The organism is Pseudomonas sp. NPDC079367 (assembly GCF_044542195.1).
Lineage (GTDB): Bacteria > Pseudomonadota > Gammaproteobacteria > Pseudomonadales > Pseudomonadaceae > Aquipseudomonas.
In genome coordinates this window covers 5,235-28,176 of sequence record NZ_JBITTW010000051.1, presented here as the reverse complement: position 1 = coordinate 28,176, position 22,942 = coordinate 5,235, and the positions used below count along the sequence as shown (strand labels likewise).

Annotated in this window: 20 protein-coding genes; 13 read left to right on the top strand and 7 right to left on the bottom strand. The window is 61.1% G+C overall.

What is annotated here, in order from left to right; translation table 11 throughout:
* The first annotated feature begins 47 nt into the window (after positions 1-47).
* On the top strand, positions 48-4,334 hold the full coding sequence (locus ACIGDJ_RS25945) for a DEAD/DEAH box helicase (protein WP_397479118.1): 4,287 nt from the start codon (positions 48-50) through the stop codon (positions 4,332-4,334).
* A gap of 123 nt (positions 4,335-4,457) precedes the next feature.
* Here ACIGDJ_RS25945 and ACIGDJ_RS25940 read toward each other — a convergent pair whose 3' ends face one another.
* Positions 4,458-6,560, bottom strand: a complete 2,103-nt coding sequence (locus ACIGDJ_RS25940; RefSeq protein WP_397479119.1) for a mechanosensitive ion channel domain-containing protein — start codon at positions 6,558-6,560, stop codon at positions 4,458-4,460.
* Between the two features lie 203 nt (positions 6,561-6,763).
* On the opposite strand from ACIGDJ_RS25940, the gene ACIGDJ_RS25935 reads away from it, so the two are divergent.
* Genes ACIGDJ_RS25935 through ACIGDJ_RS25920 form a run of 4 tightly spaced genes read left to right on the top strand, consistent with a single transcriptional unit; the run spans position 6,764 to position 10,741 of the window.
* Positions 6,764-7,690, top strand: a complete 927-nt coding sequence (locus tag ACIGDJ_RS25935; RefSeq protein ID WP_101160753.1) for a DUF72 domain-containing protein — start codon at positions 6,764-6,766, stop codon at positions 7,688-7,690.
* On the top strand, positions 7,687-8,484 hold the full coding sequence (locus ACIGDJ_RS25930) for an endonuclease/exonuclease/phosphatase family protein (RefSeq protein ID WP_101160754.1): 798 nt from the start codon (positions 7,687-7,689) through the stop codon (positions 8,482-8,484). The genes ACIGDJ_RS25935 and ACIGDJ_RS25930 overlap by 4 nt, the downstream gene beginning before the upstream one ends.
* Positions 8,481-9,755, top strand: a complete 1,275-nt coding sequence (gene clsB, locus ACIGDJ_RS25925) for a cardiolipin synthase ClsB (protein WP_101160757.1) — start codon at positions 8,481-8,483, stop codon at positions 9,753-9,755. The genes ACIGDJ_RS25930 and clsB overlap by 4 nt, the downstream gene beginning before the upstream one ends.
* Positions 9,752-10,741, top strand: a complete 990-nt coding sequence (locus ACIGDJ_RS25920; RefSeq protein ID WP_397479120.1) for a lysylphosphatidylglycerol synthase domain-containing protein — start codon at positions 9,752-9,754, stop codon at positions 10,739-10,741. The genes clsB and ACIGDJ_RS25920 overlap by 4 nt, the downstream gene beginning before the upstream one ends.
* 59 nt (positions 10,742-10,800) lie before the next feature.
* Here the strand turns inward: ACIGDJ_RS25920 and ACIGDJ_RS25915 are convergent, their stop codons facing one another.
* The 3 genes from ACIGDJ_RS25915 to ACIGDJ_RS25905 form a co-directional block, all read right to left on the bottom strand.
* Positions 10,801-11,556 carry a S9 family peptidase gene (locus ACIGDJ_RS25915; RefSeq protein ID WP_071173737.1) on the bottom strand — a complete coding sequence of 252 codons (756 nt, stop codon included), beginning with the start codon at positions 11,554-11,556 and terminating at the stop codon, positions 10,801-10,803.
* Entirely contained in the window at positions 11,546-12,655 is a 1,110-nt protein-coding gene (locus tag ACIGDJ_RS25910) for a DUF3182 family protein (protein ID WP_397479121.1), read from the bottom strand. Before ACIGDJ_RS25910 ends, ACIGDJ_RS25915 begins: the two co-directional genes overlap by 11 nt.
* A gap of 213 nt (positions 12,656-12,868) precedes the next feature.
* On the bottom strand, positions 12,869-13,849 hold the full coding sequence (locus ACIGDJ_RS25905) for a GlxA family transcriptional regulator (protein ID WP_397479122.1): 981 nt from the start codon (positions 13,847-13,849) through the stop codon (positions 12,869-12,871).
* 101 nt (positions 13,850-13,950) lie between these two features.
* Here ACIGDJ_RS25905 and ACIGDJ_RS25900 point away from each other — a divergent pair, with 101 nt between their 5' ends.
* The 7 genes from ACIGDJ_RS25900 (at position 13,951) to ACIGDJ_RS25870 (ending at position 19,218) form a co-directional block, all read left to right on the top strand.
* Complete coding sequence (locus tag ACIGDJ_RS25900; RefSeq protein ID WP_397479123.1) at positions 13,951-14,505, top strand: cysteine hydrolase family protein; 555 nt, start codon at positions 13,951-13,953, stop codon at positions 14,503-14,505.
* A gap of 230 nt (positions 14,506-14,735) precedes the next feature.
* Positions 14,736-15,317 (top strand): YjfI family protein, encoded by a 582-nt coding sequence (locus tag ACIGDJ_RS25895; RefSeq protein ID WP_397479129.1) that lies wholly within the window; start codon positions 14,736-14,738, stop codon positions 15,315-15,317.
* A 17-nt stretch (positions 15,318-15,334) separates the two neighbouring features.
* Positions 15,335-16,033, top strand: a complete 699-nt coding sequence (locus tag ACIGDJ_RS25890; RefSeq protein ID WP_397479124.1) for a PspA/IM30 family protein — start codon at positions 15,335-15,337, stop codon at positions 16,031-16,033.
* 220 nt (positions 16,034-16,253) lie between these two features.
* On the top strand, positions 16,254-16,904 hold the full coding sequence (locus ACIGDJ_RS25885) for a DUF2491 family protein (RefSeq protein ID WP_397479125.1): 651 nt from the start codon (positions 16,254-16,256) through the stop codon (positions 16,902-16,904).
* A 15-nt stretch (positions 16,905-16,919) separates the two neighbouring features.
* Positions 16,920-17,345 (top strand): DUF350 domain-containing protein, encoded by a 426-nt coding sequence (locus tag ACIGDJ_RS25880; RefSeq protein ID WP_016772952.1) that lies wholly within the window; start codon positions 16,920-16,922, stop codon positions 17,343-17,345.
* An 18-nt stretch (positions 17,346-17,363) separates the two neighbouring features.
* Positions 17,364-18,059, top strand: a complete 696-nt coding sequence (locus ACIGDJ_RS25875) for a DUF1190 domain-containing protein (protein WP_397479126.1) — start codon at positions 17,364-17,366, stop codon at positions 18,057-18,059.
* A gap of 1 nt (position 18,060) precedes the next feature.
* Positions 18,061-19,218: a glutathionylspermidine synthase family protein gene (locus tag ACIGDJ_RS25870; RefSeq protein WP_101160780.1), complete on the top strand. Its 1,158-nt coding sequence runs from the start codon at positions 18,061-18,063 to the stop codon at positions 19,216-19,218.
* Positions 19,219-19,274: 56 nt separating this feature from the next.
* Here ACIGDJ_RS25870 and ACIGDJ_RS25865 read toward each other — a convergent pair whose 3' ends face one another.
* The 3 genes from ACIGDJ_RS25865 to ACIGDJ_RS25855 all read right to left on the bottom strand — a co-directional run bounded on the left by ACIGDJ_RS25865 (position 19,275) and on the right by ACIGDJ_RS25855 (position 22,656).
* Positions 19,275-20,480 carry an acyltransferase gene (locus tag ACIGDJ_RS25865; protein WP_101160783.1) on the bottom strand — a complete coding sequence of 402 codons (1,206 nt, stop codon included), beginning with the start codon at positions 20,478-20,480 and terminating at the stop codon, positions 19,275-19,277.
* A gap of 247 nt (positions 20,481-20,727) precedes the next feature.
* A complete protein-coding gene (locus ACIGDJ_RS25860; protein ID WP_042610650.1) occupies positions 20,728-21,249 on the bottom strand; it encodes a single-stranded DNA-binding protein in 522 nt (173 codons plus the stop codon).
* Between the two features lie 9 nt (positions 21,250-21,258).
* The gene (locus ACIGDJ_RS25855) at positions 21,259-22,656 is read right to left on the bottom strand and encodes an MFS transporter (RefSeq protein ID WP_101160786.1); all 1,398 of its coding nucleotides are present in this window, start codon (positions 22,654-22,656) and stop codon (positions 21,259-21,261) included.
* A 190-nt stretch (positions 22,657-22,846) separates the two neighbouring features.
* On the opposite strand from ACIGDJ_RS25855, the gene ACIGDJ_RS25850 reads away from it, so the two are divergent.
* The coding region (locus ACIGDJ_RS25850) for a hypothetical protein (protein ID WP_397504656.1) at positions 22,847-22,942 on the top strand (96 nt) is incomplete at its 3' end.

The window sequence follows — 22,942 nt, the reverse complement described above, 5'->3', positions numbered from 1 at the left end:
CCCAGCGGTACTTGCATCTTCCCGCCCCCGCCCGCATAACTTCAGTCATGAATCTGCCCCTCCCCGCCAACAGCGCTCTGGCCGGCTTTCACCCCGCCGTCAGCGCCTGGTTCAGCCACACGTTCCCGGCGGTCACAGCTGCCCAGGCCCGTGCGTGGCCGTTGATCCGCCAGCGCCGTTCGACGCTGATTGCCGCGCCCACCGGCTCGGGCAAGACCCTGACGGCGTTCCTCGCCGTGCTCGATGAGCTTGTCCACCGCGGCCTCGAACACCCCGACGGCCTGCCCGCCGAAACCCTGGTGGTTTACGTCTCACCGTTGAAAGCACTGTCCAATGACATCCAGATCAACCTGCAGAATCCGCTGGCCGGCATCACCGAACAACTGCGCCAACTGGGTCTGCCCGAGCTGCAGATCACTACGGCCGTGCGCACCGGCGATACCCCGCAGAAAGACCGCGCCGCCATGCGCAAGACCGCGCCGCACATTCTGGTGACCACTCCGGAGTCGCTGTACGTTCTGCTCGGTTCCGAGTCAGGCCGTAAGATGCTCGGCACAACGCGCACGGTGATCATCGACGAAATCCACGCCATGGCCGCCGGCAAGCGCGGCAGTCACCTGTCCTTGAGCCTTGAGCGCCTGCAAGCCTTGTGCAGCGAACCGCTGAACCGAATCGGCCTGTCCGCCACACAGAAACCGGTCGAAGCCGTGGCGCAATTTCTCGTCGGCCATGAGCGCCCCTGCGAGATCGTCGACATCGGCCACGCCCGCCCGCGAGACCTGGGCATCGAAGTGCCGCCGGTGCCGTTGTCGGCGGTGATGGCCACCGATGTCTGGGGATTGGTTTATGACCGTCTCGCCGAACTTGCTCGCGAGCACCGCACCACGCTGATTTTCGTCAACACCCGGCGCCTCGCCGAGCGCCTCAGCCGGCATCTGAGCGAACGCCTCGGCAAGCACGCGGTGGCGGCGCACCACGGCAGTCTCGCCAAGGAGTTTCGCCTCGATGCGGAACAACGGCTCAAGCGCGGCGAGCTGCAAGTGCTGATCGCCACCGCGTCGCTGGAACTGGGCATCGATATCGGTGAAGTCGACCTGGTCTGTCAGATCAGTTCGCCGCGTTCGATCGCCGCGTTTCTGCAAAGAGTGGGTCGCTCCGGACACCAGGTCGGCGGCACGCCCAAGGGGCGTTTGTTCGCCACCACCCGCGACGACCTGATCGAGTGCGCCGCCCTGCTCGACTGCGTGCGTCGGGGCGAGCTCGATACGCTGCACATTCCGGAAAAACCGCTGGACGTGCTGGCGCAGCAGATCATTGCCGAGGTCAGTTGCCAGGAATGGTCGGAAGACGCCTTGCTGGCGATGTTCCGCCAAGCGTGGCCGTATCGCGACCTCAATGAAAAACACTATCAGGCCCTGCTGAGCATGCTCGCCGAAGGCTACAACGGGCGCCAGGGCATCCGCAGCGCCTACCTGCATCGCGACGCCGTCAGCCGCACGTTGCGTGGGCGGCGTGGCGCGCAACTGACCGCCGTGACCAGTGGCGGCACCATCCCGGACAACGCCGACTACAGCGTGCTGCTTGAACCGCAGGGTTTGAACATCGGCAGCGTCAACGAAGATTTCGCCGTGGAAAGTATCGCTGGCGATGTGTTCCAGCTCGGCAATACCTCTTACCGCATCCTGCGGGTGGAAAGTGGCAAGGTGCGCGTCGAGGATGCGCAGGGCATGCCGCCGACCATTCCATTCTGGCTCGGCGAAGCGCCGGGGCGCAGTGATGAACTGTCGGCGGCCGTCGCGCGCCTGCAAGCGCAGTTGGACGAATTGCTCAGCGCCAGCCCCGGGAATCTGCAACCGGCGCTCGACTGGCTGACCATCACACTCGGCCTCAACCTCGCCAGCGCCGAGCAACTGGTGGAATACCTCGCTCGCGCGCGGCAAACCCTCGGCGCCCTGCCCTCGCAGGACACGTTGTTGATGGAGCGGTTTTTCGATGAGTCCGGCGGCACCCAACTGATCATCCACACACCGTTCGGCAGCCGCATCAACCGCGCCTGGGGCCTGGCCCTGCGCAAGCGTTTCTGCCGCACCTTCAACTTCGAGCTGCAGGCCGCCGCCAGCGAAGACGCGATCGTCTTGTCGCTCTCGACCAGTCACAGTTTCGAGCTCGATGAAGTCTGGCGTTACCTGCACAGCAACAGCGCTGAACACACGCTCATTCAAGCGGTGCTCGATGCGCCATTGTTCGGCGTACGCTGGCGCTGGAATGCCGGGGTGGCGCTGGCGCTGCCACGCTTCACCGGCGGGCGCAAAGTCGCTCCGCAACTGCAACGGATGAAAAGCGAAGACCTGATCGCCAGTGTGTTTCCCGACCAGATCGCCTGCCTGGAAAACCTCGCCGGCGAGCGCGAAGTCCCCGAACATCCGCTGGTCGAACAGACCCTCGACGATTGCCTGCATGAAGCGATGGACAGCGAAGGCTGGCTGACCCTGCTGCGGCGCATGGAGCGTGGCGAGGTGCGCCTGATCGCGCGGGATTTGCCTGCGCCGTCGCCACTGGCGGCGGAAATTCTCAGCGCCCGGCCGTACACGTTTCTCGACGATGCGCCGCTTGAAGAACGTCGCACCCAAGCGGTGATCAACCGACGCTGGAGCGATCCGCAATCGACCGACGACCTCGGTGCGCTCGATGCCGACGCGATCACGGCGGTGCGCGAAGAAGCGTGGCCGTCGCCCAATTCGATGGATGAAATGCACGAAGCGCTGATGAGCCTCGCCTGCATCAGCGACACCGAGGCGCAGGCCAACGCGGGTTGGCCGGACTGGCTGCAAACGCTGATGACCGGCGGGCGTGCTTGCCTGTTACAGGTCGACGCTGAGCATCAGTTATGGCTGGCGCGCGAGCGTTTGAGTTGTCTGCGGGCACTTTATCCACAGGCCACATTGCAGACTGCAGCGGTAGAGCTGCCCGGTTTCGACGAAACGTGGACATTCGATGAAGCCCTGCTCGAAGTGATCCGCGCCCGGCTCGGCGCCTTCGGGCCAATCCCGTTGTCCGCCATCGCCGAGTCGCTTGCTTTGCCAGCCGCGCAGGTCAATCAGTCCCTCGCGCAGTTGGAGCGTGAAGGCTATGTGTTGCGCGGCCAGTTCACGCCGCACAGCGAAATCGAAGAATGGTGCGAACGCCATCTGCTGGCGCGTATTCATCGCTACACGGTCAAGCGCCTGCGCCGGGAAATCGAACCGGTGGCATTGCAGGACTTCATGCGTTTCCTGTTCGACTGGCAGCATTTGACGCCGGCCACCCAAGGTCAGGGCAGCGCGGTGTTGCCGGCGATTGTCGGCCAGTTCGAAGGCTACCCGGCCGCAGCTTCGGCGTGGGACAGCGACATCCTGCCGGCCCGCCTCAAGGACTATTCGCCGAGCTGGCTGGACGAACTGTGCCGCAACGGCAAACTGGTGTGGACGCGCATCAATGCGCGGCAGAAGGTCAGCGGCTCGGCATTGCGCAGTACACCGATTGTGCTGCTGCCGCGTAGCCAGGTGGGTTTGTGGAGCGCATTGGCGGAACAGACGCCAGTGAGTGAGTTATCGCCCAAAACACAGAAAGTCTTTGAGGCGCTGAGTCAGCAGGGTGCGCTGTTTTTCGATGAGCTGATTCATGAAGCGCGCCTGCTGCGCAGCGAACTGGAAATCGCCTTGCAGGAACTGGTCGCCGCCGGGCTGGTGAACGCCGACAGCTTTGCCGGCCTGCGCGCACTGATCACGCCGGCGAGCAAACGCCAACAGCGCAGCAGTCGGCGTGAACGCGGCGCGTTCATCGGCGGCATGGACGATGCCGGGCGTTGGGCTTTACTGCGCCGTGGAACAACCGTGGACGCGGCCGAGACACTCGAACATGTGGCCATGACTCTGCTGCGCCGCTACGGCGTAGTGTTCTGGCGTTTGCTGGAGCGTGAAGCCGACTGGTTGCCGAGCTGGCGGGAATTACTGCGCACCTTCCATCGACTGGAAGCGCGAGGCGAGATTCGTGGCGGGCGGTTTGTCAGTGGCCTGGCCGGGGAGCAATTTGCCTTGCCCGAAGCCATTCCCTTGCTGCGCGAAGTACGCCGTCGCCCGCAGGACGGCAGCCTGGTGGCGGTATGCGGGGTCGATCCGCTGAATCTGGCCGGGACTTTGCTGCCCGGGGCAAAGGTGCCGGCGCTGGCGAGTAATCGGCTGGTGTATCGCGATGGGGTTCCGGTGGCGGCGGTGATCGCCGGCAAACAGCAGGTTTGGGCGGATCTGGATCAGGCGGCCATGGAGCAGACAGGCAGGAAATTGATCCGCCATTGAGGGTGTCTGCTCAGGCCACTTCGCGGGCAAGCGTGCTCCCACAGGGTTCTGCGGCGTACACAAAACCGATGTAGGAGCGGGCTTGCCCGCGAAGAGGCCGGGACATCCAACGCACAGATCAGATCAGGGCCGCGACTCCTGAGGCACCTGCGCCGCAACCACCGCCCCCTCCTCCTGCCGCTTCGGCAACAACACCTGTTGTGGATAAGTCTGCGCAAAATGCACATTCGGGGTGTTATCCACAAGCTTCTTCAAGCGCTGATTGAACGCGCGGCTCACCGCATATTGCCCACCGGACACCGTGCGGAACTGCGCCGTCAGCACCACGCCGTTGAGATCCATCTTGTCCACGCCAAACACATCCAGCGGGCCTTGCAGGTTGTATTTGAGAAACGGGTCTTCGCGGATCGAATCGCCGGCCTCGCGGATCAGCTCGATCGCCTTGTCGACGTCGGTGTCGTAAGTGAACTGCACCGAGAAAAACGCGAAAGCAAACTGGCGTGATTGGTTGGTCACTGCCTTGATCTGGCCGAACGGCACCGAGTGCACAAAACCCTTGCCGTCGCGCAGGCGCAAGGTGCGGATAGTCAAACCTTCCACCGTGCCGGCGTGGCCTGAATCGAGTACCACCCAGTCGCCGATCGACAGAGTGTCTTCGATGATGATGAACAACCCGGTGATGACGTCCTGCACCAGTTGCTGCGAGCCGAAACCGATCGCCAGGCCAACGACCCCGGCACCGGCCAACAGCGGCGCGACGTTGATGCCGAGATTGGCCATAGTGGTGATCGCGCAGATCACCACGAGGATGATTTTGATCGCATTGCGCAACAACGGCAGGATGGTTTTCACCCGCGTGCTCGGCTGACGTGCTCCGCGTTTGCTGACCGGCGGTTTCAGCGCTTCCTGAATCGCCGTGTCGAGCACCACCCACAGCAGCCACGTCACCAGGAAGATCAGGCCGATGCTGCTCAATGCATTACTGATCGCCCGGCCGACCGTGCTGCTCTGGGCGAAATCGAGCAGCGAAACGCCCCAGATCCGCCCAAGAATATCGATGAACACAACCGCCATGACGATGCGCAGCAAGGCATGCAACAGGCTGAGAAAGCGTTCCTTGTAAGCACTGCTGCGCTGGATCGCCTCGGCCTTGCGCGACTTGAACAGGTGCTGCAACACCGTACTGAGAAACACCGTGGCGATCAGCAGCACGGTAGTGAACAAGGCGCAACGCAGGGCTTTCTGATTGTCCTCGCCGATGCCGATCAGACTGACCGCCGAGACCAGCACCATCAACACGATCGGCCAGTACCACAGCCCGGAAAATATCCGCAGCGACTCTTGCAGCGACGGTTGTTTCAAACGTTGAGCCAAAGGGCGATTGCGGATCAGATGCGCCACCGGCCGACGCAGGCGAATCACCAGCAAACCGAAAATCACCGAGGCGATCAGCCCGGTGAACACGGCGATACTGCTGGTGATATTGCCGCCCAGTTGCCGGGCAATCTGCGGGCTGGTCAGCGCATCGCTGAGGGCGGCGAGAAAGCCGATCAGGAACAGCGGTCGCGGACAATATTCACGGATGATTCGCGCGGCGGTGCGCTTGTGACCGACGTTGAACATCACCACCACGCACAACAACATCGACGTGGAAAAGATGCCGCTGCTGGTGGCATAGGCCAGGCACAGCGCCAATGCACGGCCCACCGAACCTTGCAGATAATGGCTGACATACAGCGTCAGCGGCAGGCAGACCAACGCCGGCACGGTGTACGGCAGCACGTAGCCGAGCAAATCCTGACTGCGCTGGCGCGTGCGCAACCAACGGCCCTCACGCAGACGCTTGGCCAGCAAGCTGCCAAGCACGGTCAGCAGGGCGAAACTGCCCAGCCAGACGCCCGACAGCGTGAGGAAATCCCCGGCCACGCTCCAGCCCGAACGGTTCGACGGTTGCTTGACCAACCGATCGACTTCATCCGCCGCACGGTCGGCGCGCAGTCGCCAGGCATCGACCAGATGTTCATCGAGATCGAGTTTTTCCTGCACATCGTCAATGCTCGTACTGATCGCCCCGAGCAGACCACCCTGGACCAGCGGCTCCGGTTCAGCGGGTTTTTCCGCAGCGTCGGCGGGAGCCGGAACGCCCGGCAGCGCGGCGGCTTGCGATGTGTTGACGCCCAAACACAGCAGCGCTGCCAGCAGAATGGCGATCCTGAAATTGCGCAAAACTCCGATCTCCCATGGCCGAACCTCGTAAGGAACTGATCGGTATTTGCACGGCAAGTTCAGCCATCAGGGCCACGCACCTGCACGAGGAATCGGACGCAACCCCCAATCGCGACCGTCCGTAACACCACCGAAACTTTCCCGCCCCCGCCGCAGTCATCACAGAACATCGGCAACACGAGGACTTTCTACGGGAGGATGGGATGGCGACGATTCACATCGGTATTTCAGGCTGGCGCTACGTCCCGTGGCGCGGGGATTTCTACCCGAAGGGGCTGGCGCAGAAGCGCGAATTGCAGTTCGCCTCCCGCGCGGTCAACAGCATCGAAATCAATGGATCGTTCTACGCCCTGCAACGACCCGAACGGTACGCCCAGTGGTACGCCGAAACCCCCGATGACTTTGTGTTCAGCGTCAAGGCGCCGCGCTTCATCACCCACGTGCGCCGCTTGCGCGAAATCGAAAAACCGCTGGCGAATTTTTTTGCCTCGGGGGTGCTGGAGCTGAAGGAAAAACTCGGGCCGATCCTTTGGCAGTTTCCACCCAATTTCAAATTCGATGCCGAGCGTTTCGACCAGTTTCTAGCGCAACTGCCACACGACACCGAAGCTGCCGCCGTACTCGCCCGCCAGCACGACGCCCACATGCCCGGCAATGCCAGCGTCAAAGCCTGGCGCAAAAAGCCGCTGCGTCATGCCGTGGAAATCCGTCATGAAAGTTTCATCGACCCGCAGTTCGTGCGCCTGCTCAAGCGCCATAACGTTGCACTGGTGGTCGCCGACACCGCCGGCAAATGGCCGTACCGCGAAGACCTCACCAGCGACTTTGTCTACTTGCGTTTGCATGGCGCCGAAGAGCTCTACGCCAGCGGCTACTCCGAACAAGCGCTCAAGCGCTGGGCCGAGCGCATCGACGCCTGGCATCACGGTAAACAGCCAGAGGATGCACATCTGATAGCGCCACGCCTCAAACCCCGCGCACGCAAATCCCGCGAAGTGTTCTGCTACTTCGACAACGACATCAAAGTCCGCGCGCCCTACGACGCGCGCAACCTCCTGCAGCGCTTCGACCTCGACAAAGACCTGGCCACAACGCCCGGGCAAGTCGCCGCTCAAGGAGTTCTGTCATGAGCATTCCCGAACCGGTCGGTTTCACCGACGAAGGCTCCGTGGTTGCGCCCTCGGTGCGCACCTTCACCGTGCTGACGGTCAACACCCACAAGGGCTTCACGGCGCTGAACCGGCGTTTCATTCTGCCGGAGCTGCGTGAGGCGGTGCGCAGCGTCGCTGCCGATGTGGTGTTTCTGCAGGAAGTCCACGGCACCCACGAGCAGCATCCGAAACGCTACGACAACTGGCCGACGATGCCGCAATACGAATTCCTCGCCGACAGCCTCTGGCCGCAATTCGCCTACGGGCGCAACGCGGTGTACCCGGCGGGCGATCACGGTAATGCGCTGCTGTCGAAATTCCAGATCATCCGCCACGACAACCTCGACGTGTCGATCAGCGGCCATGAAAACCGTGGCCTGTTGCATTGTGTGTTGCGCCTGCCCGGTGACGGCACCGAAGTGCACGCGATCTGCGTGCATCTGGGCCTGCGCGAGAGCCACCGCAACGCCCAACTCGACCTGCTGATGCAACGACTCGGCGAACTGCCCGCCGATGCACCGGTGATCGTCGCCGGCGATTTCAACGACTGGCGCCAGCGCGCCGATGCGCAGCTCAAGCCCTGTGGCCTGCGCGAAGTATTTGCCGAACACCACGGCAAACCGGCGCGCAGCTTTCCGGCGCGGCTGCCAGCGCTGCGGCTCGACCGCATCTATGTACGCAACCTCAAGGCCAGCCGGCCAAAAGTGTTGACCAACCGGCCCTGGTCCCACCTTTCCGACCACGCACCGTTATCGGTGGAGATTGAACTATGAACAGTGCGCCACTGGAAAAATCCGCCGTCGACCCGGTCACGCTGAACCCACCGGTGCGCGAGCCCGGGCACGTTGACGTCGAGTATCAATGGCACAGCAACAACCGTGTGCAATTGCTTGAGAACGGCGAGGAGTATTTCCCCCGCGTATTCGAAGCGATGCGCGCAGCCAAGAGCGAGATCCTTCTCGAAACTTTCATTGTTTTCGAAGACAAGGTCGGCGCCGAGTTGCAGCAGATCCTCATCGAAGCCGCCCAGCGCGGCGTGCGCACCACGGTCAGCCTCGACGGCTTCGGCTGTGGCGAGCTGAGCACCGGCTATCTGTCAGCATTGAGCGATGCCGGCGTGCATTTGCAGATCTTCGATCCGGCGCCCAAGCACCTGGGCATCCGCACCAACTGGTTCCGCCGTTTGCACCGCAAGATCGTGGTGGTCGACGGTCTGATCGCGTTCATTGGCGGGATCAATTTTTCCGGTGATCATCTGGCCGACTTCGGCCCTGAAGCCAAGCAGGATTACTCGGTGGAGATCCAGGGCCCGGTGGTCGCCGATATCCATCACTTCGCCCTGCTGCAAAGCGGTCGTCCCGGACGCGCGCGGTTCTGGTGGCAGCGCCGGCGCCAGCGACAGGAAGAAATGGCATTCACCGATCACGACGGCCAGGTGCGCCTGGTGTTCCGCGACAACGATCAACACAACACCGATATCGAAGACGTGTATTTGCAGGTGCTGCGCAACGCCAAGCGCCGGGTAATTATCGCGAACGCCTACTTCTTTCCCGGCTACCGCCTGCTGCGCGAGATCCGTAACGCCGCGCGCCGTGGCGTCGAGGTGCGGCTTATCCTGCAGGGCCAGCCGGACATGCTCGTCGCGAAACTGGCAGCGCGCATGACTTACGATTATCTGTTGCGTGCCGGCGTGCAGATTCACGAATACTGCCAGCGCCCGCTGCACGGCAAAGTCGCGCTGGTCGACGATGACTGGAGCACTGTGGGCTCAAGCAATCTAGACCCGCTGAGCCTGTCGCTGAATCTTGAAGCCAACGTACTGATCCGCGATCGCGCCTTCAATCAGCACCTGTACGAACGCCTCGAAGACCTCAGCCAGAACCACTGCAAAGCCATGGATGCCAAACTGTTGCCGCGCGGGCGCATTTGGCACATGACCGTGGGTTTTCTGGTGTTCCACTTCCTGCGGCACTTCCCGGCGATGGCCGGTTGGCTGCCGGCGCATAAACCGCGTCTGAAGCCTTTCCGAGGTGCGCGTCCATGAGTCATTCCGAAGCACACTCGAGCAGCCCTTCGGCGCAAGCGGCGCCGTCAAAATGGAGCCGCTGGAAACGTCCGCTGACCATCCTGTTCTTTCTCGCGCTGATCGTCCTGTTGACGATGTTCGCTACGCGCATCGAATGGGCCGAGGTGCTGGAGACCCTCGCCGATTTCAAGGTGCGCACACTGATCATCGCTGCCAGCCTGACCTTGTTGAGCTTTCTGGTGTACGCCAGTTTCGACCTGATCGGCCGTACCTACATTCGTCAGGATCTGACCTGGAAGCAGATCCTGCCGGTGGGCATCATCAGTTATGCCTTCAACCTCAACCTCAGCGCGTGGGTCGGCGGCATCGCCATGCGGTATCGGCTGTATTCGCGGCTGGGTGTGAGCAAGGGCAATATTGCCAAGATCCTCGGTCTGAGCCTGGCGACCAACTGGTTTGGCTACATGACCATCGCCGGCGTGGTGTTCAGCAGTGGGCTGGTGCGCATGCCGCCGGGCTGGAAACTCAGCAGTGATGCGCTGCAATTGGTGGGCGTTTTGTTGCTGTTGGTCAGTGCCGGCTATCTGGCGGCGTGTCAGTTTTCCAAGCGCCGCGAGTGGTCGATTCGCGGCGTGGAAATCAACCTGCCGTCGCTGCGCATGGCGGTGCTGCAATTGCTGCTTGGTGCATTGAATTGGTCACTGATGGCGGCAGTCATTTTCACTCTGCTGCCGAGCAAACTGGATTACCCGCTGGTGCTTGGCGTGCTGCTGATCAGCGCAATTGCCGGGGTGATCACGCACATTCCGGCGGGGCTTGGCGTGCTTGAGGCTGTGTTTGTCGCGCTGCTGCAGCATGAGGCGTCGCGCGGCAGTCTCGTCGCGGGCTTGCTGGCGTACCGGGCGATTTACTTTCTGTTGCCGTTGTTGATTACGGTGGTGATGTATCTGGTGGTGGAAGCCAAGGCCAAGGCGTTGCGGATCGAGAAGAAACCCACACATTAGAATCAGGATCAAAAGATCGTCCGAAGGCTCGGGCCGCGATCGGACGATCTTTTGATTTTTCAGGATTGGATAATGCTCAACCGCTCCCCCACCACCATCTCGGTAATCCAGTCCACCAGAATCGAGGTGTAGGCCTGCTGCGACACCGGGTCACTCAACGCGTGATCCGCGCCATCGATGATCCGGTGGGTCAACGAGTGGGTCTGCTGACACGCGGCGCGGTAACTCATGATCGTCGCGTGGGGCACGAAATCGTCGGTTTCCGATTCCACCAACAGCACGTCGCCAGTGAATTGCGAGCACGCATGCAGGGCGCGATTGCTGTCGGCGCGCACCAGCGTGCCGCGATAATCGCGCAGGTCGGCCTTGTCCAGATCGCGTTTGGGCGTGTGCCATTGCTCGTCGCGGTACAGCGCCGGTACGCGCAGCGCCAGCCAGCGCACCGGGCGCAGTGACGTCAGGATCGAGGCCAGATAGCCGCCATAACTGGTGCCGACCACGGCGATCGCCGAAGTGTCGAGGGCCGGGTGCGCCAGCAAGCGATCGTAGGCCGCCAGCAAATCACGCAGATTGTCTTCACGGGTCACCCGGGTCAGCGGAATTCCGGTGCCGCCGGTGTGCCCGCGCAGGTCGAAGGTCAGGCAAACGCAACCCAGGCCGGCGATACCTTTGGCCCGTTCCAGATCGCGCTCCTGACTGCCGCCCCAACCGTGAACAAACAACACCCCCGGGACTTTCGATTTGGGACTGAGAAAGGTCCCGCTCATCTGTTCGTCATCAATGTCGATTTGAATGCTTTCGCTTCTAGCCGTCATAGGATTGGACCGTCACATATTTGAGAAGAAACGCGCTGTTTTCCGCCGGGCCGCGATAGACCTCGATGGCATCCGCCGGCAGCGCCTGATCGGTATAGGTTTCCACCGACGACACGCGGATGGCGCGCATCTGTGGGTCGTTGACGAAGCTCTGCAACGCCGCGACCTCGGCACTGCTGGCGCCGCCCATTCGCCAGGATTGTTCGAGCACGCCGCTGCGCGGCTGGCCGCTGGCGTCGAGGCCTTGCGCGATATCGTAATTGCGCCGCGAGGCGAAGAAGCGCGGGTAGGCTTCGTTGGCAGCGCTGTCGAACACCTGCGCCTGTTCAATGGCCAGGCGCACATCATCGGGCAGCTCCAGCGCCAGCAATTGGTCATAGCCGCCCTGCACCACCAGCAGATTCGAACCGCCGTAGACCTCTTCGCCCTCGCCGTCCTCGGTCAAGTACTGCTCGCCGCAATAACTCAACACTTTGCCGCCGATGAACGACTGACCGACGCTGTGGGTAATGACGTTGCTCAAGTCCTGCTCCAGCACCACGCCGTCACTGAACAGACTTTGCGCCTCGGGGCGCGCGAGGATTGCATCGAACGCGTCGAGGCTTTTGATCACTTCCTGTCCGCGCCCGGCGCAGGCGTGGACCGGCTTCAAGCGAATCGGCCCGGCATACAGCAAATGTTCGGCAGCGGGCCGTGCATCTTCCAGGGCGAATACGCTGAGACCGTCGAGCACGACGTTGCGCACCCGCTCCGAAAACAGCGGCGACCAACCCTGCGGCGCATGCGCCAGATGGCTGCGCAAACCGTGGCTGATGGCTTTGGTGCAGATGAAATCGTAGTCGACGTAACCGCCCCACAAATCATCAGGGCCTTTGATGCCCAGCGCTTGAGCATGGGCGGCACCGACGATGGTCTGCGTCGGCAGCAGATACAGCTCGCGGCCCGAATGTTTGGCCGGGTCGTAACTGCCGCCGAATTTGCAATCGAGGATCTGCGCCAGCCAGCGCGCCAGGGCCTTGTTGGTCTCGACTTCATGTTGTGGCGCCTCGGCACGTACCGAATGGGCCACGACGATTTTTTTGCTGGGTGTCGGGGTCATGCGTTCCCCTTGTATCAGTCGATGGGTTCACTCAGGGAAATTGCAGAGATCAGGCCAATCAACGCTCACCACGAACCGCCCGGTGATCGGGCGTTTGCCACGAGTGTGCTGGCATCGCGCCTGTTTCAAACTGCACGACGGCGCGGAAAATTCCGGCAAATTGCATGATCTCTCATCCTCGCCGCGATGATTGTGGGAGTTCATTGATTCAGCTTAGCGCGTCAGACCAAACCGCCCCCGATAATCACTCGGCCCCAACCCGGTAATCTTCTTGAAAATCGCGCGAAACGCCCCCGGATCCTGATAGCCAACCGTCCAGGCGATGTGATCGATCGTGCCGTTGGTGAATTCGAGCATTTCCCGCGCCTTGCCGACCCGCAGATGCTGGCAATACTCGGTCGGCTTCAACCCTGTGGCCGCGCGGAATCGGCGCAGGAAAGTGCGTTCTTCCAGACTCGCGCGCTCGGCCATTGCCGCCAGCGAAACCTCCGTCGCCCCGGTGCTTTGCAGCCAGTGCTGGACCTTGAGAATCGCCGCGTCGCCATGGCTGAGGATCGGCGCAAAATTGCTTCCGCATTCACTGGCGCTGTCGCTGTGTTCCATCACCAGAAAACGCGCGGTCGCGGTGGCGATGCTCGGGCCGAGCAAGCGATCGACCAGGCGCAGTCCCAGTTCCGACCAGGCCATCAGCCCCGCCGTGGTGATCAGGTCACCGTCGTCGACAATCGGCGTGTCGGCCTTCAGTCTGATCTTCGGGTAACGCTCGGCAAAAGCCTGGGCCGAGGTCCAGTGGGTGGTGGCGCTGCGACCGTCGAGCAAGCCGCTTTCGGCAAGCATCAACGAGCCCACACAGACGCCACCGAGGGTCGCGCCGCGTGCATGCTGGTCGCGTAGCCATTGCGTCAGGCCCGGAGTCATCTGCGCTGCATCGAACCCGCCCAGAGACGGCGGAATCAGCACGGCGAGCAAAGCGTCTTCGTCACTCGGATGACTGTCATAAACCCGCGCTGGCAACCGCTCGCCTTCGACCTGCCAGTGACTGACCCGCAGCACAGGCAACTGCACAGCCTGATACTCGGCGGCGATGCGGTTGGCCACCGCAAACAGGTCGGTCAGGCCGTGCACCGCAGCCAGTTGCGCGCCGGGGTAAATCAGCACGCCCAATTCAGCAGTCGCGGCTTTTTGTGCAGCCATTGTCAGTTTTCCCCCGTCTATTGTCGGTGCGGCCAATCCTCCAATCCTCGGCCAGCGCCAATACTGAGGTCACACCCAATCACTGCCTCAAGGACAATCCCATGGCCAAGCAAGCGCTCATCGTAGTCGATATCCAGAACGACTACTTCCCCCAAGGCAAGTGGCCGCTGGTCGGCGCCGACGCCGCAGCCGACAACGCCGCGCGGCTGATCGCAGCCTTTCGCGCAGCGGGCGATTCGGTGGTGCACATTCGCCACGAATTCACCGCCGACGATGCGCCGTTTTTTACCCCCGGCTCCGAAGGCGCCAAACTGCACCCCAAAGTGCTCAACCACGCTGACGAGCCGGTGGTGCTCAAGCACTTCGTCAACTCGTTTCGCGAGACCGAACTGAAATCGGTGCTAGACGATCAAGGCATCACCGAACTGGTGGTGGTCGGCAGCATGAGCCATATGTGCATCGATGGCATCACCCGCGCGGCGGCGGACATGGGCTACGGCGTCACAGTAATCCACGATGCCTGCGCCAGCCGTGACCTTGAGTTCAATGGCCTGACGGTGCCCGCCGCCCATGTGCATGCGGCATTCATGTCAGCGCTGGGTTTTGCCTATGCCAGCGTGGTATCAACCGAGCAGTTCCTGCACAGCAACGCCTAGCAACAACTGCTCAACCCACAGGCCCGCCGCGTTGCGGGCCTTTTTGCGTCTGTCATGAAAATCTCACGCGTGAGTCGTTGATGGCACTTTGCATTAGTTGTAGTGTGGCCCACGCGTGAGACGCTCATAACCGGATTCCAGCCATGACAAGCCGCACTCGGACGACTGCCGCCGCTAGCCCCAAGGGCGAGCGTGGCAAAGCGTCGGCGAAAAAACCGTCAAGCTTCTACATGAAGCAAATGCGCGCAGGCCTGGCCGCCGCCGGTTATGTGAAACACGAAACTTGGGTGCTTCCGGAAAACCGAAGCTTGCTCAAGCAAATGGAGCAACAGCTACGCCAACCGATTCTGGCTGGCTCTTTCATGTCGGAGAAATACATGAGCGCAGGCAACAACTGGACCATCGACAGCCTCTTCAATGCCCTCAAGGCGCTGGACGAGGTGGCTTCCCAAGAGATTTCGCTGTCCCTGATCCAGAGCTCCGAGCCGAGCATCAAGCTGCAAATGAACGAATTCGGCGGCCTGCCGATTCACATCGCCCTGGCCGGCCAGCAGATCATCGTCGACACCGTGCTGGTCGACATCGACTCGATCAGCAATGTCCAGGCGTTCAACGATGCCGTGCTGCGCAGCCGCGAGATGTTCCCGCTATCGTCGATCGGTATCGAGTCGATGCCCAACGGGCAGACCGTCTACAACATGTTCGGCGCCCTCAGCGCCGACTCGAGCCTGACCAACGTCATCACCGAGGTGAAAACCCTGGTCGACAATGTGCAGCGCGCCAGCGAAGCCTTCGAACACTTCTTCAAGTAATCAACAGGGAATATCCAATGACTCAGTCCATCTGGAGCAAGTTGTTCACCGCACTGCGCGGCGGTGCCAATGAAGTCGGCGAAGCCATCGCCGACCAGCAGGCCCTGCGCATCCTCGATCAGGAAATCCGCGACGCCGACAGCGCGCTGTCGAACGCGCGCCGCGAGCTGGTGACGATCATGGCCAAGCACAAACTGGCCGCCGACCGCGTCAGCGAGTACGACGCCAAGATCAAGGATCTCGAAGCCAAAGCCGTTGCCGCACTGAATGCCGGTCGTGAAGACCTGGCGCTGGAAGTGGCCGAAGCGATTTCGACCCTGACCAACGACCTCGCTGCCGAGAAGAAACTCAGCGATGAGTTCGGCGCCTACGCCGACAACATGCGCAAAGACATCAGCAAAGCCGAATCGCGAATCAAGAGCCTGCGCCAGCAAGTGGACATGGCCAAGGCCCGCGACAGCGTGCAGAAAGCCCAGGTCAGCGCCTCGATTGCCAGCGGCGGCGCCAACGGCAAACTCGAAACCGCCGTGGGCACCCTCAACCGTCTGCAAGCCAAGCAGCAGCAACGCGCTGCCGAACTGAACGCCGCAGACGAACTGGCCGACGCCTCCACCGGCAACGACCTGGAACGCAAACTGCGCGACGCTGGCATCACGCCGAACGAAGGCAGCGCCAATGCGATCCTTGAGCGGTTGAAGCAGAAGTCTTCCCAGTAACATCGCTGCTTGCTCGGTGTAGGAGCTGCCGCAGGCTGCGATCTTTTGATGTTGCTTTTAAAAGACAAGATCAAAAGATCGCAGCCTTCGGCAGCTCCTACACCGAAATTCGGTCACTCGCACAACCTTTCATTTTGTCTGCTCGTTCGTCGCCCGGCTCGGTACACTACCGCCACTTTTTCACCCCCGAACACCTCCACCCGCTTCAAGGAACGTACCCATGGGATGGTTTAAAGACTTGCTCGGCACCCGCAATTGGCAGGCCGCTGCGCCAACGAGCACCGGCGCCAGCGGCCCGCTGGGCATGGCTCAAGGCAAAGGCGTGCGCTTCGACACGACGCTGGCGTTGCTGCTGGAAGGCTCGACTTCGGTGCGGGTGCCGTTCGATCAAGCGGTGTGGAGCGCCGGGTGGGTCGATCTTGGCCAGTCCAACAAACTGCACCGCTATTACATGAACGACGAGGATTTCTGGGTGCAGATCCACGTCACCGGTGAAGACCAGATCGAGTCGGTCACCCTGTTCAATTACCTCAGTTACGTGACGGTCAACAGCGACGCCGAACTGCAGCGTCTGGCCGGCCCGAACAGCCTGATCGGTCTGCCCACCTACAACCACGACGGTGTTGAGTACACCCGCGAATGGGGCACCGAGTTGCAGCAGACCGAACTGGTGCCGATGACCGAACACGTGGTCAACCCGGACGAGTCCTACACCATCAAGCACCACGCCATGCTGTATGCCCGCGACACCGGCCTGACCGATCGCCGCGAACTGCTGCTGTTCTGCGTCGAACAGGATGAAGAAGGCACCGTCAGCCTGAGTACTTCGCTGGGCATTTCGCTGTACACCACTGATTTGAGCGCCATCTAAAAAAGGAAGTTTTTCATGCTGGAAGTGTTGGCCGTTTCCCTGAACAAAACCGCGTTGGTCGGTTTTGTCGTCTACCTGATCGGCGCCGTGTTGCTGTTCATGCTGTTTCAGTTCGTCTACACGCGCATCACCGCGCACAAGGAATTCGAGCTGATCCGTGCCGGCAACACTGCCGCCGCCATTGCCCTGTCCGGGGCAATCATCGGTTTCGCCATTCCGGCGAGCAACGTGATCGCCTACTCGGTCAACGTGCTCGACTTTGTACTCTGGGCGGTCATCGCAGCAGTCGTTCAGCTGTTGGCATTTGTTGCGACCGGGCTGGTGCTCAAGGGTACGTCCCAGCGCATCGCCAACGGCGAAGTGGCTGCCGGCATTTATGTGGCCGCCGTGGCGATCAGCGTCGGCATGCTCAATGCCGCGTGCATGACCCCGTCCCACTGACCGGCAGGAAGCCTCCCGATGAAACGCAGCAAATACGTGCAGTTGTCCCTCGCCGCGTCAGTGGCAATGGCGATTTCCGGGGAAGCGGCAGCGGTGGATCAGGCACGCCATTTCCAGAGCGTCGAGCAGTGCGTCGACGCCGAAGTGGCCGCCGATCTCTGCTCCAGCGCCTACGTCGCCGCTCTGAATGAACACCGACGCATCGCCCCGGCCTACAACGACAAGGCCAAGTGCGACGCAGACTTTGCCTCCGGCTGGTGTCAGAAAAATTCCGACGGCCGCTTCGTGCCCAAGCTCGGCGGCTTTAAAGTGCCGCGCGATGCTCAGACGCCGCAAGATCTGGACGCCATCGCCGATGCGCAGATGCCAGCGGGCGACACCACGAGCAGCGCAAGCACCGGCAGCTCACACTACTCCGGCGGCTCGGGTGGCGGCGGTAATGGCTGGCTGACCGGCTGGCTGATCGGCAACGCAATGAGCAACAATGCCAATCGCACCGTTTACCGCGATCGCGAAACGCGCCAGCCGTACAACACCTCTACGCAGTACCGCAGAGCTGAGACCACCACGCACAGCCAGACGGATTATGAAAGCAGCAAGAGCAAACCGGTGAACGTTGCGTCGTCGACTTCGCGCGGCGGCTTCGGCAGCCAGTCCAGCGCCCGCAGCGGTTGGGGTGGCTGGGGCAGCAGTTCCGGACGCTCGAGCAGCTGACATGAAAAAGATCCACTGCGCCGAGCGCCCCGACTGGAAACACACCGCCGAGAGCCTCGGCTTCATGTTCCACACCATCGATGACGAACCGTACTGGGACGAAAGCGCCTACTACCAGTTCAGCCTCGCGCAAATCGAAAACGATCTGGAAGACCCGACTACCGAACTGCATGAAATGTGCATGGATCTGGTTGATCGCGTGGTCAGCAGCGAGGAGTTGCTCGACCGCCTGAGCATTGCGCCGGCGTACTACGACATGATCCGCACCTCCTGGCGCGAAGGTCATCCGCATCTGTACGGTCGCATGGACTTTTCCTATAGCGGTAACGGCCCGGCGAAACTGCTGGAGCTCAACTACGACACGCCGACCAGCCTCTATGAAGCGGCGGCGTTTCAGTGGGGCTGGCTGGAACAGTGCATCGAGCGCGGCACGCTGCCGCGGCATGCTGATCAGTTCAATAGCATCGACACCAAGCTGCACCAGGCCTTCGCCGAGCTGCAGCTCAAGCGGCCGTTCTACTTTGCGTCGATGAAGGGCTCGGTCGAGGACAAAGGCACCACCGACTACCTGCGGCTGATCGCGGAAAAGGTCGGCATCGAATCACGCCACATCGATATCGAAGACATCGGCCTGACGGCTGAAGGTCGTTTCGTCGACCTGCAGGATCGCTGGATTCCACACCTGTTCAAGCTGCACGCTTGGGAATTCATTTTCCACGAACCGTTCGGCGCAGCGATTGCCGAATGCGATACGCAGTTCTTCGAGCCGGCGTGGAAGGCAATCCTGTCCAACAAAGGCGTGTTGCCCTTGTTATGGGAAATGCACAAGGGCCATCCGAATCTGCTGGCAGCGCACCTCGATCCAAATCCGCAACGTGCCGTGCCGAAAGGCTGGGTACGCAAGCCGTATTTTTCCCGCGAAGGTGCGAACATCGAACTGCAAACGGCCCAGGGCCTGATCGTCAAAGAGGACGGGCCCTACACCGATGCGCCATTTATCCTGCAAGAGTTTGCGCCGTTACCGAAGTTTGGCGACAGCTACACGCTGATCGGCTCGTGGGTAATCGGCGATGAGGCGGCGGGTATTGGGGTGCGGGAAGACAATAGCCTGATCACCAGGGATTCGAGCCGGTTTCTGCCACACCTGATCCTCGACTAGATCACTCCCAGACATGAAAAAGCCGTAGCGTTTGCGCTACGGCTTTTTCATTCTGGTCAGGACGGTTCGGTTGTACGCGGCCCGCTCGTTACCGCAACCTCTTCTCTGGCGGGTTCGACCGTTGCCACTCCTGCCAGTCTGCGACGAGCGATTTCAGCACCACGACGACGCAGTGGCGTTTCGACGAAGCGGTAGTTCAGTTCGCTGCATACCACCATGATCAACAAGGCGGTGAGCACAAGCTCAACCGTATGCCCGGCACCCAGCGCCATGCCACTGCTGGCGGCCAATCGCGTCCATATCTCGGTACTCAGGTGATAGGCAAATATGTGCACCACGTACAAGGCGTAGGAACGTGAACCCAGCCACTCGAACAGCCCGCTGAAGATGGATGGGCAATAGATGTAGCCTTTCTGATAGCTGGCCAGCCAGACAATGATCAAAGCCGTTATCGCGATCAGACCGACAGCAATCGGCACCGCGATCATCTGCCCGGCAATCGCGCCCAACAGATACAGCAGAAACAGCGTAGTAGTCAGACGCTTGAACACACTGGTACCGAGCGCAACTGGCTCGATGTCCCGGTAGAGCGGCGTGCGGGAGAACAGGCAGAGCACAATACCCCACATCATCGCATCGAGTCTGAAAGAAAACAGCATCGGTGCCGGGGGCGCGGCAAAGCCATTGCGATCAAAGCCGAACTGCAGGGCGATCAAGGCAAGCAGGACAATCACCCGCCAGCGCGCCGATGTCACAAGCAGCAGAAAAAGCGGGAAGATGAGGTAAAACTGCTCCTCAAGCGCCAGACTCCAGTACACCGAGTTAGGACCGAGCAACAAACCGTACTGATTGGCCAGGTTGCCCGTGAACGTAGCCACGGCAGTAAAACTGCGCAGGTTATAAAACCATGACTGGAACGCATTCGACTCGTTGAAAAGAATCGAAAACGCTAACGGTATCAGCACCCATAACCACGCGGTGGGCAGCAAACGGTAAGCCCGCCGGATCCAGAATGACGTGGCGGCCAATCCGAACCTGTGCTGCTCACGGTGGCTATCGAAATAGTCGAGATACGCCTTGCTGACAACGTAACCGGAAATACAAAAGAACAGATCTACCCCGGTCCATGGGGAATACACGTTGTACAAGTTCATCAGGTACGAATCGTGGAATGGCAACAGTTGTGGAAGATGGGTCAGGACCGTCATGAGAATGGCCGCCCCGCGCAAATACTCGATTTCCTTGTTCTTGCGACTGGTCATGAGACTCTCTTGTTTTTATGTGCAAACAGGCGTTCGAGCGCCTGCAAGCGACGCCGAATGAGCTGACTTGTTATTCGTCGAAGGGATCATGGAGCGGCCCGCGACGACCTTCAAGGCTCCGTACAAAATCTTTACCGGATATCCACCCGGACTCTTCGGTCTGCTGTCGGCGTTCTATTCATCGATGCCCCTGCAAAACGACAAAGCCCCCGCAATAGCGAGGGCTTTGTCTGGAAGCGATCAAATCTCAGAACGGAATATCGTCATCGAAGCTGTCGAAATCCGGAGCCGGTTGCGGTGCGGCCTGCTGAGGCGCTGGCGGAGCCGAACGCTGCTGCGGAGCAGACTGCTGCGGGCGTGGAGCCTGCTGACGTGGCGCCTGCTGCTGGTAGTTGTTGCCGCCGCCTTGCTGATCGCCCTGTTGTGGACGGCCGCCGAGCAGTTGCATGGTGCCTTGCATGTCGACCACGATTTCGGTGGTGTAACGCTTGATACCGTCCTTTTCCCACTCACGGGTCTGCAGCTTGCCTTCGATGTACACCTGCGAACCCTTGCGCAGGTATTCACCGGCGATTTCGGCAACCTTGCCGAACATCGAAACACGGTGCCACTCGGTTTTCTCGACCTTCTGGCCGGTTTGCTTGTCGGTCCATTGTTCGCTGGTGGCCAGACTCAGGTTGGTCACGGCGTTACCGTTAGGCAGGTAGCGAACTTCGGGATCCTGGCCGCAAGTGCCGACCAATATGACTTTGTTAACCCCACGGGCCATAACGTTCTCCTAAGCGTCGCACGCAGCCCCGGCCGGGTTGTTGACCAGGCGTTCGAGGGTCGTGCGATCCACTAATTCTTTGTCCAGTTTGATGTAAACAGCCGCCTCTTCGGCGACTATCACTGCATCCGTTACCCCTACGAGGGCCTTGAGACGCTCGACCAGACCCGCTTCGCGGATCGCTTCGGGCGACAACGGCAAGCGCAGGCTCGTCACGTAGGGAGGTTCGCGCATGGTAACAGCAAAGGCCAGCCAAAGTGCAGCCAGCCCGGCACATCCAAGGAACACAACCGACAGACCGCCATGCTGAAACAGCCAGCCGCCGAGTATCCCGCCGAGTGCCGAACCGAGGAACTGGCTGGTGGAGTACACGCCCATGGCCGTGCCCTTGCCACCTGCCGGTGAAACCTTGCTGATCAGCGATGGCAACGAAGCCTCCAGCAGATTGAACGCGGTGAAGAACACCACGGTGCCAATCACCAGAGCGCGCAGGCTGTCGCCGAACTGCCAGAAGAATAGTTCAGTCAGCATCAGTGTCATGACGGCACCGAGCAAAACTCGTTTCATTTTGCGTCGCTTCTCGCCATAGATGATGAAAGGGATCATGGCGAAGAAGGAAATCACCAGCGCGGTGAGGTACACCCACCAGTGCTGCTCCTTGGGCAGGCCGGCTTTTTCCACCAGCGCCAGGGGCAAGGCGACGAAGCTCGACATCAACATGGCATGTAACACAAAGATGCCCAAATCAAGGCGCAGCAGGTCCGGATGCTTGAGCGTCGGCAGCAATGCCTGCCGCGCCACCCCGGATTCACGGTGCTGCAACGGCCCGGTGGAGCGCGGCACCATGAACATGATGATCAGAATGCCGACCAGCGCCATGGCGCCAGTGGCAAGGAACAGCCCCGACAACCCGAAAGCGCTGGTCAGCAATGGCCCCACGACCATGGCCACGGCGAACGACAGGCCGATGGTCATGCCGATCATCGCCATGGCTTTGGTTCGATGCTGTTCGCGGGTCAGGTCGGACAGCAGCGCCATGACCGCTGCGGAAATCGCCCCGGCGCCCTGCAGGATCCGCCCGGCGATCACGCCCCAGATCGAATCGGCCTGCGAGGCGAGGACGCTGCCGAGGGCGAAGACGATCAGTCCCAGATAAATCACCGGTCGACGGCCGATCCTGTCGGAAATGATCCCGAAGGGGATCTGGAAAATTGCCTGGGTCAGGCCGTAAGCGCCAATCGCCAGCCCGATCAGGGCCGGGGTCGCTCCCGCCAGATCCATGCCATAGGTCGCCAGCACCGGCAACACCATGAACATGCCCAGCATACGGAAGGCGAACACCAAGGCCAGACCGCTCGCCGCGCGGGTCTCGCTGCCACTCATGCGTTCGCTGTGGGGATCGTGCATGGAAAAACCTCGTGTGAACCGGCGGCGATTCTACCAGTCCCATCGGAAGACGGGGTATATCGCGACGCTATGACGCGTATAGATGAAACTCTCTTCATGAACGGCAAGAAGCCTTCGTTGGATAGTGTGCATCCATCCAGTATTTGCCCGTATACTCCTACGTTTTCGACGCCCGCCGAGCGAGGCCACTTTGGACAAGATCCTGATACGTGGGGCCCGTACCCACAACCTGAAGAACATCGACCTGACCCTGCCACGGGTCAAACTGTTGGTCGTCACCGGCGGG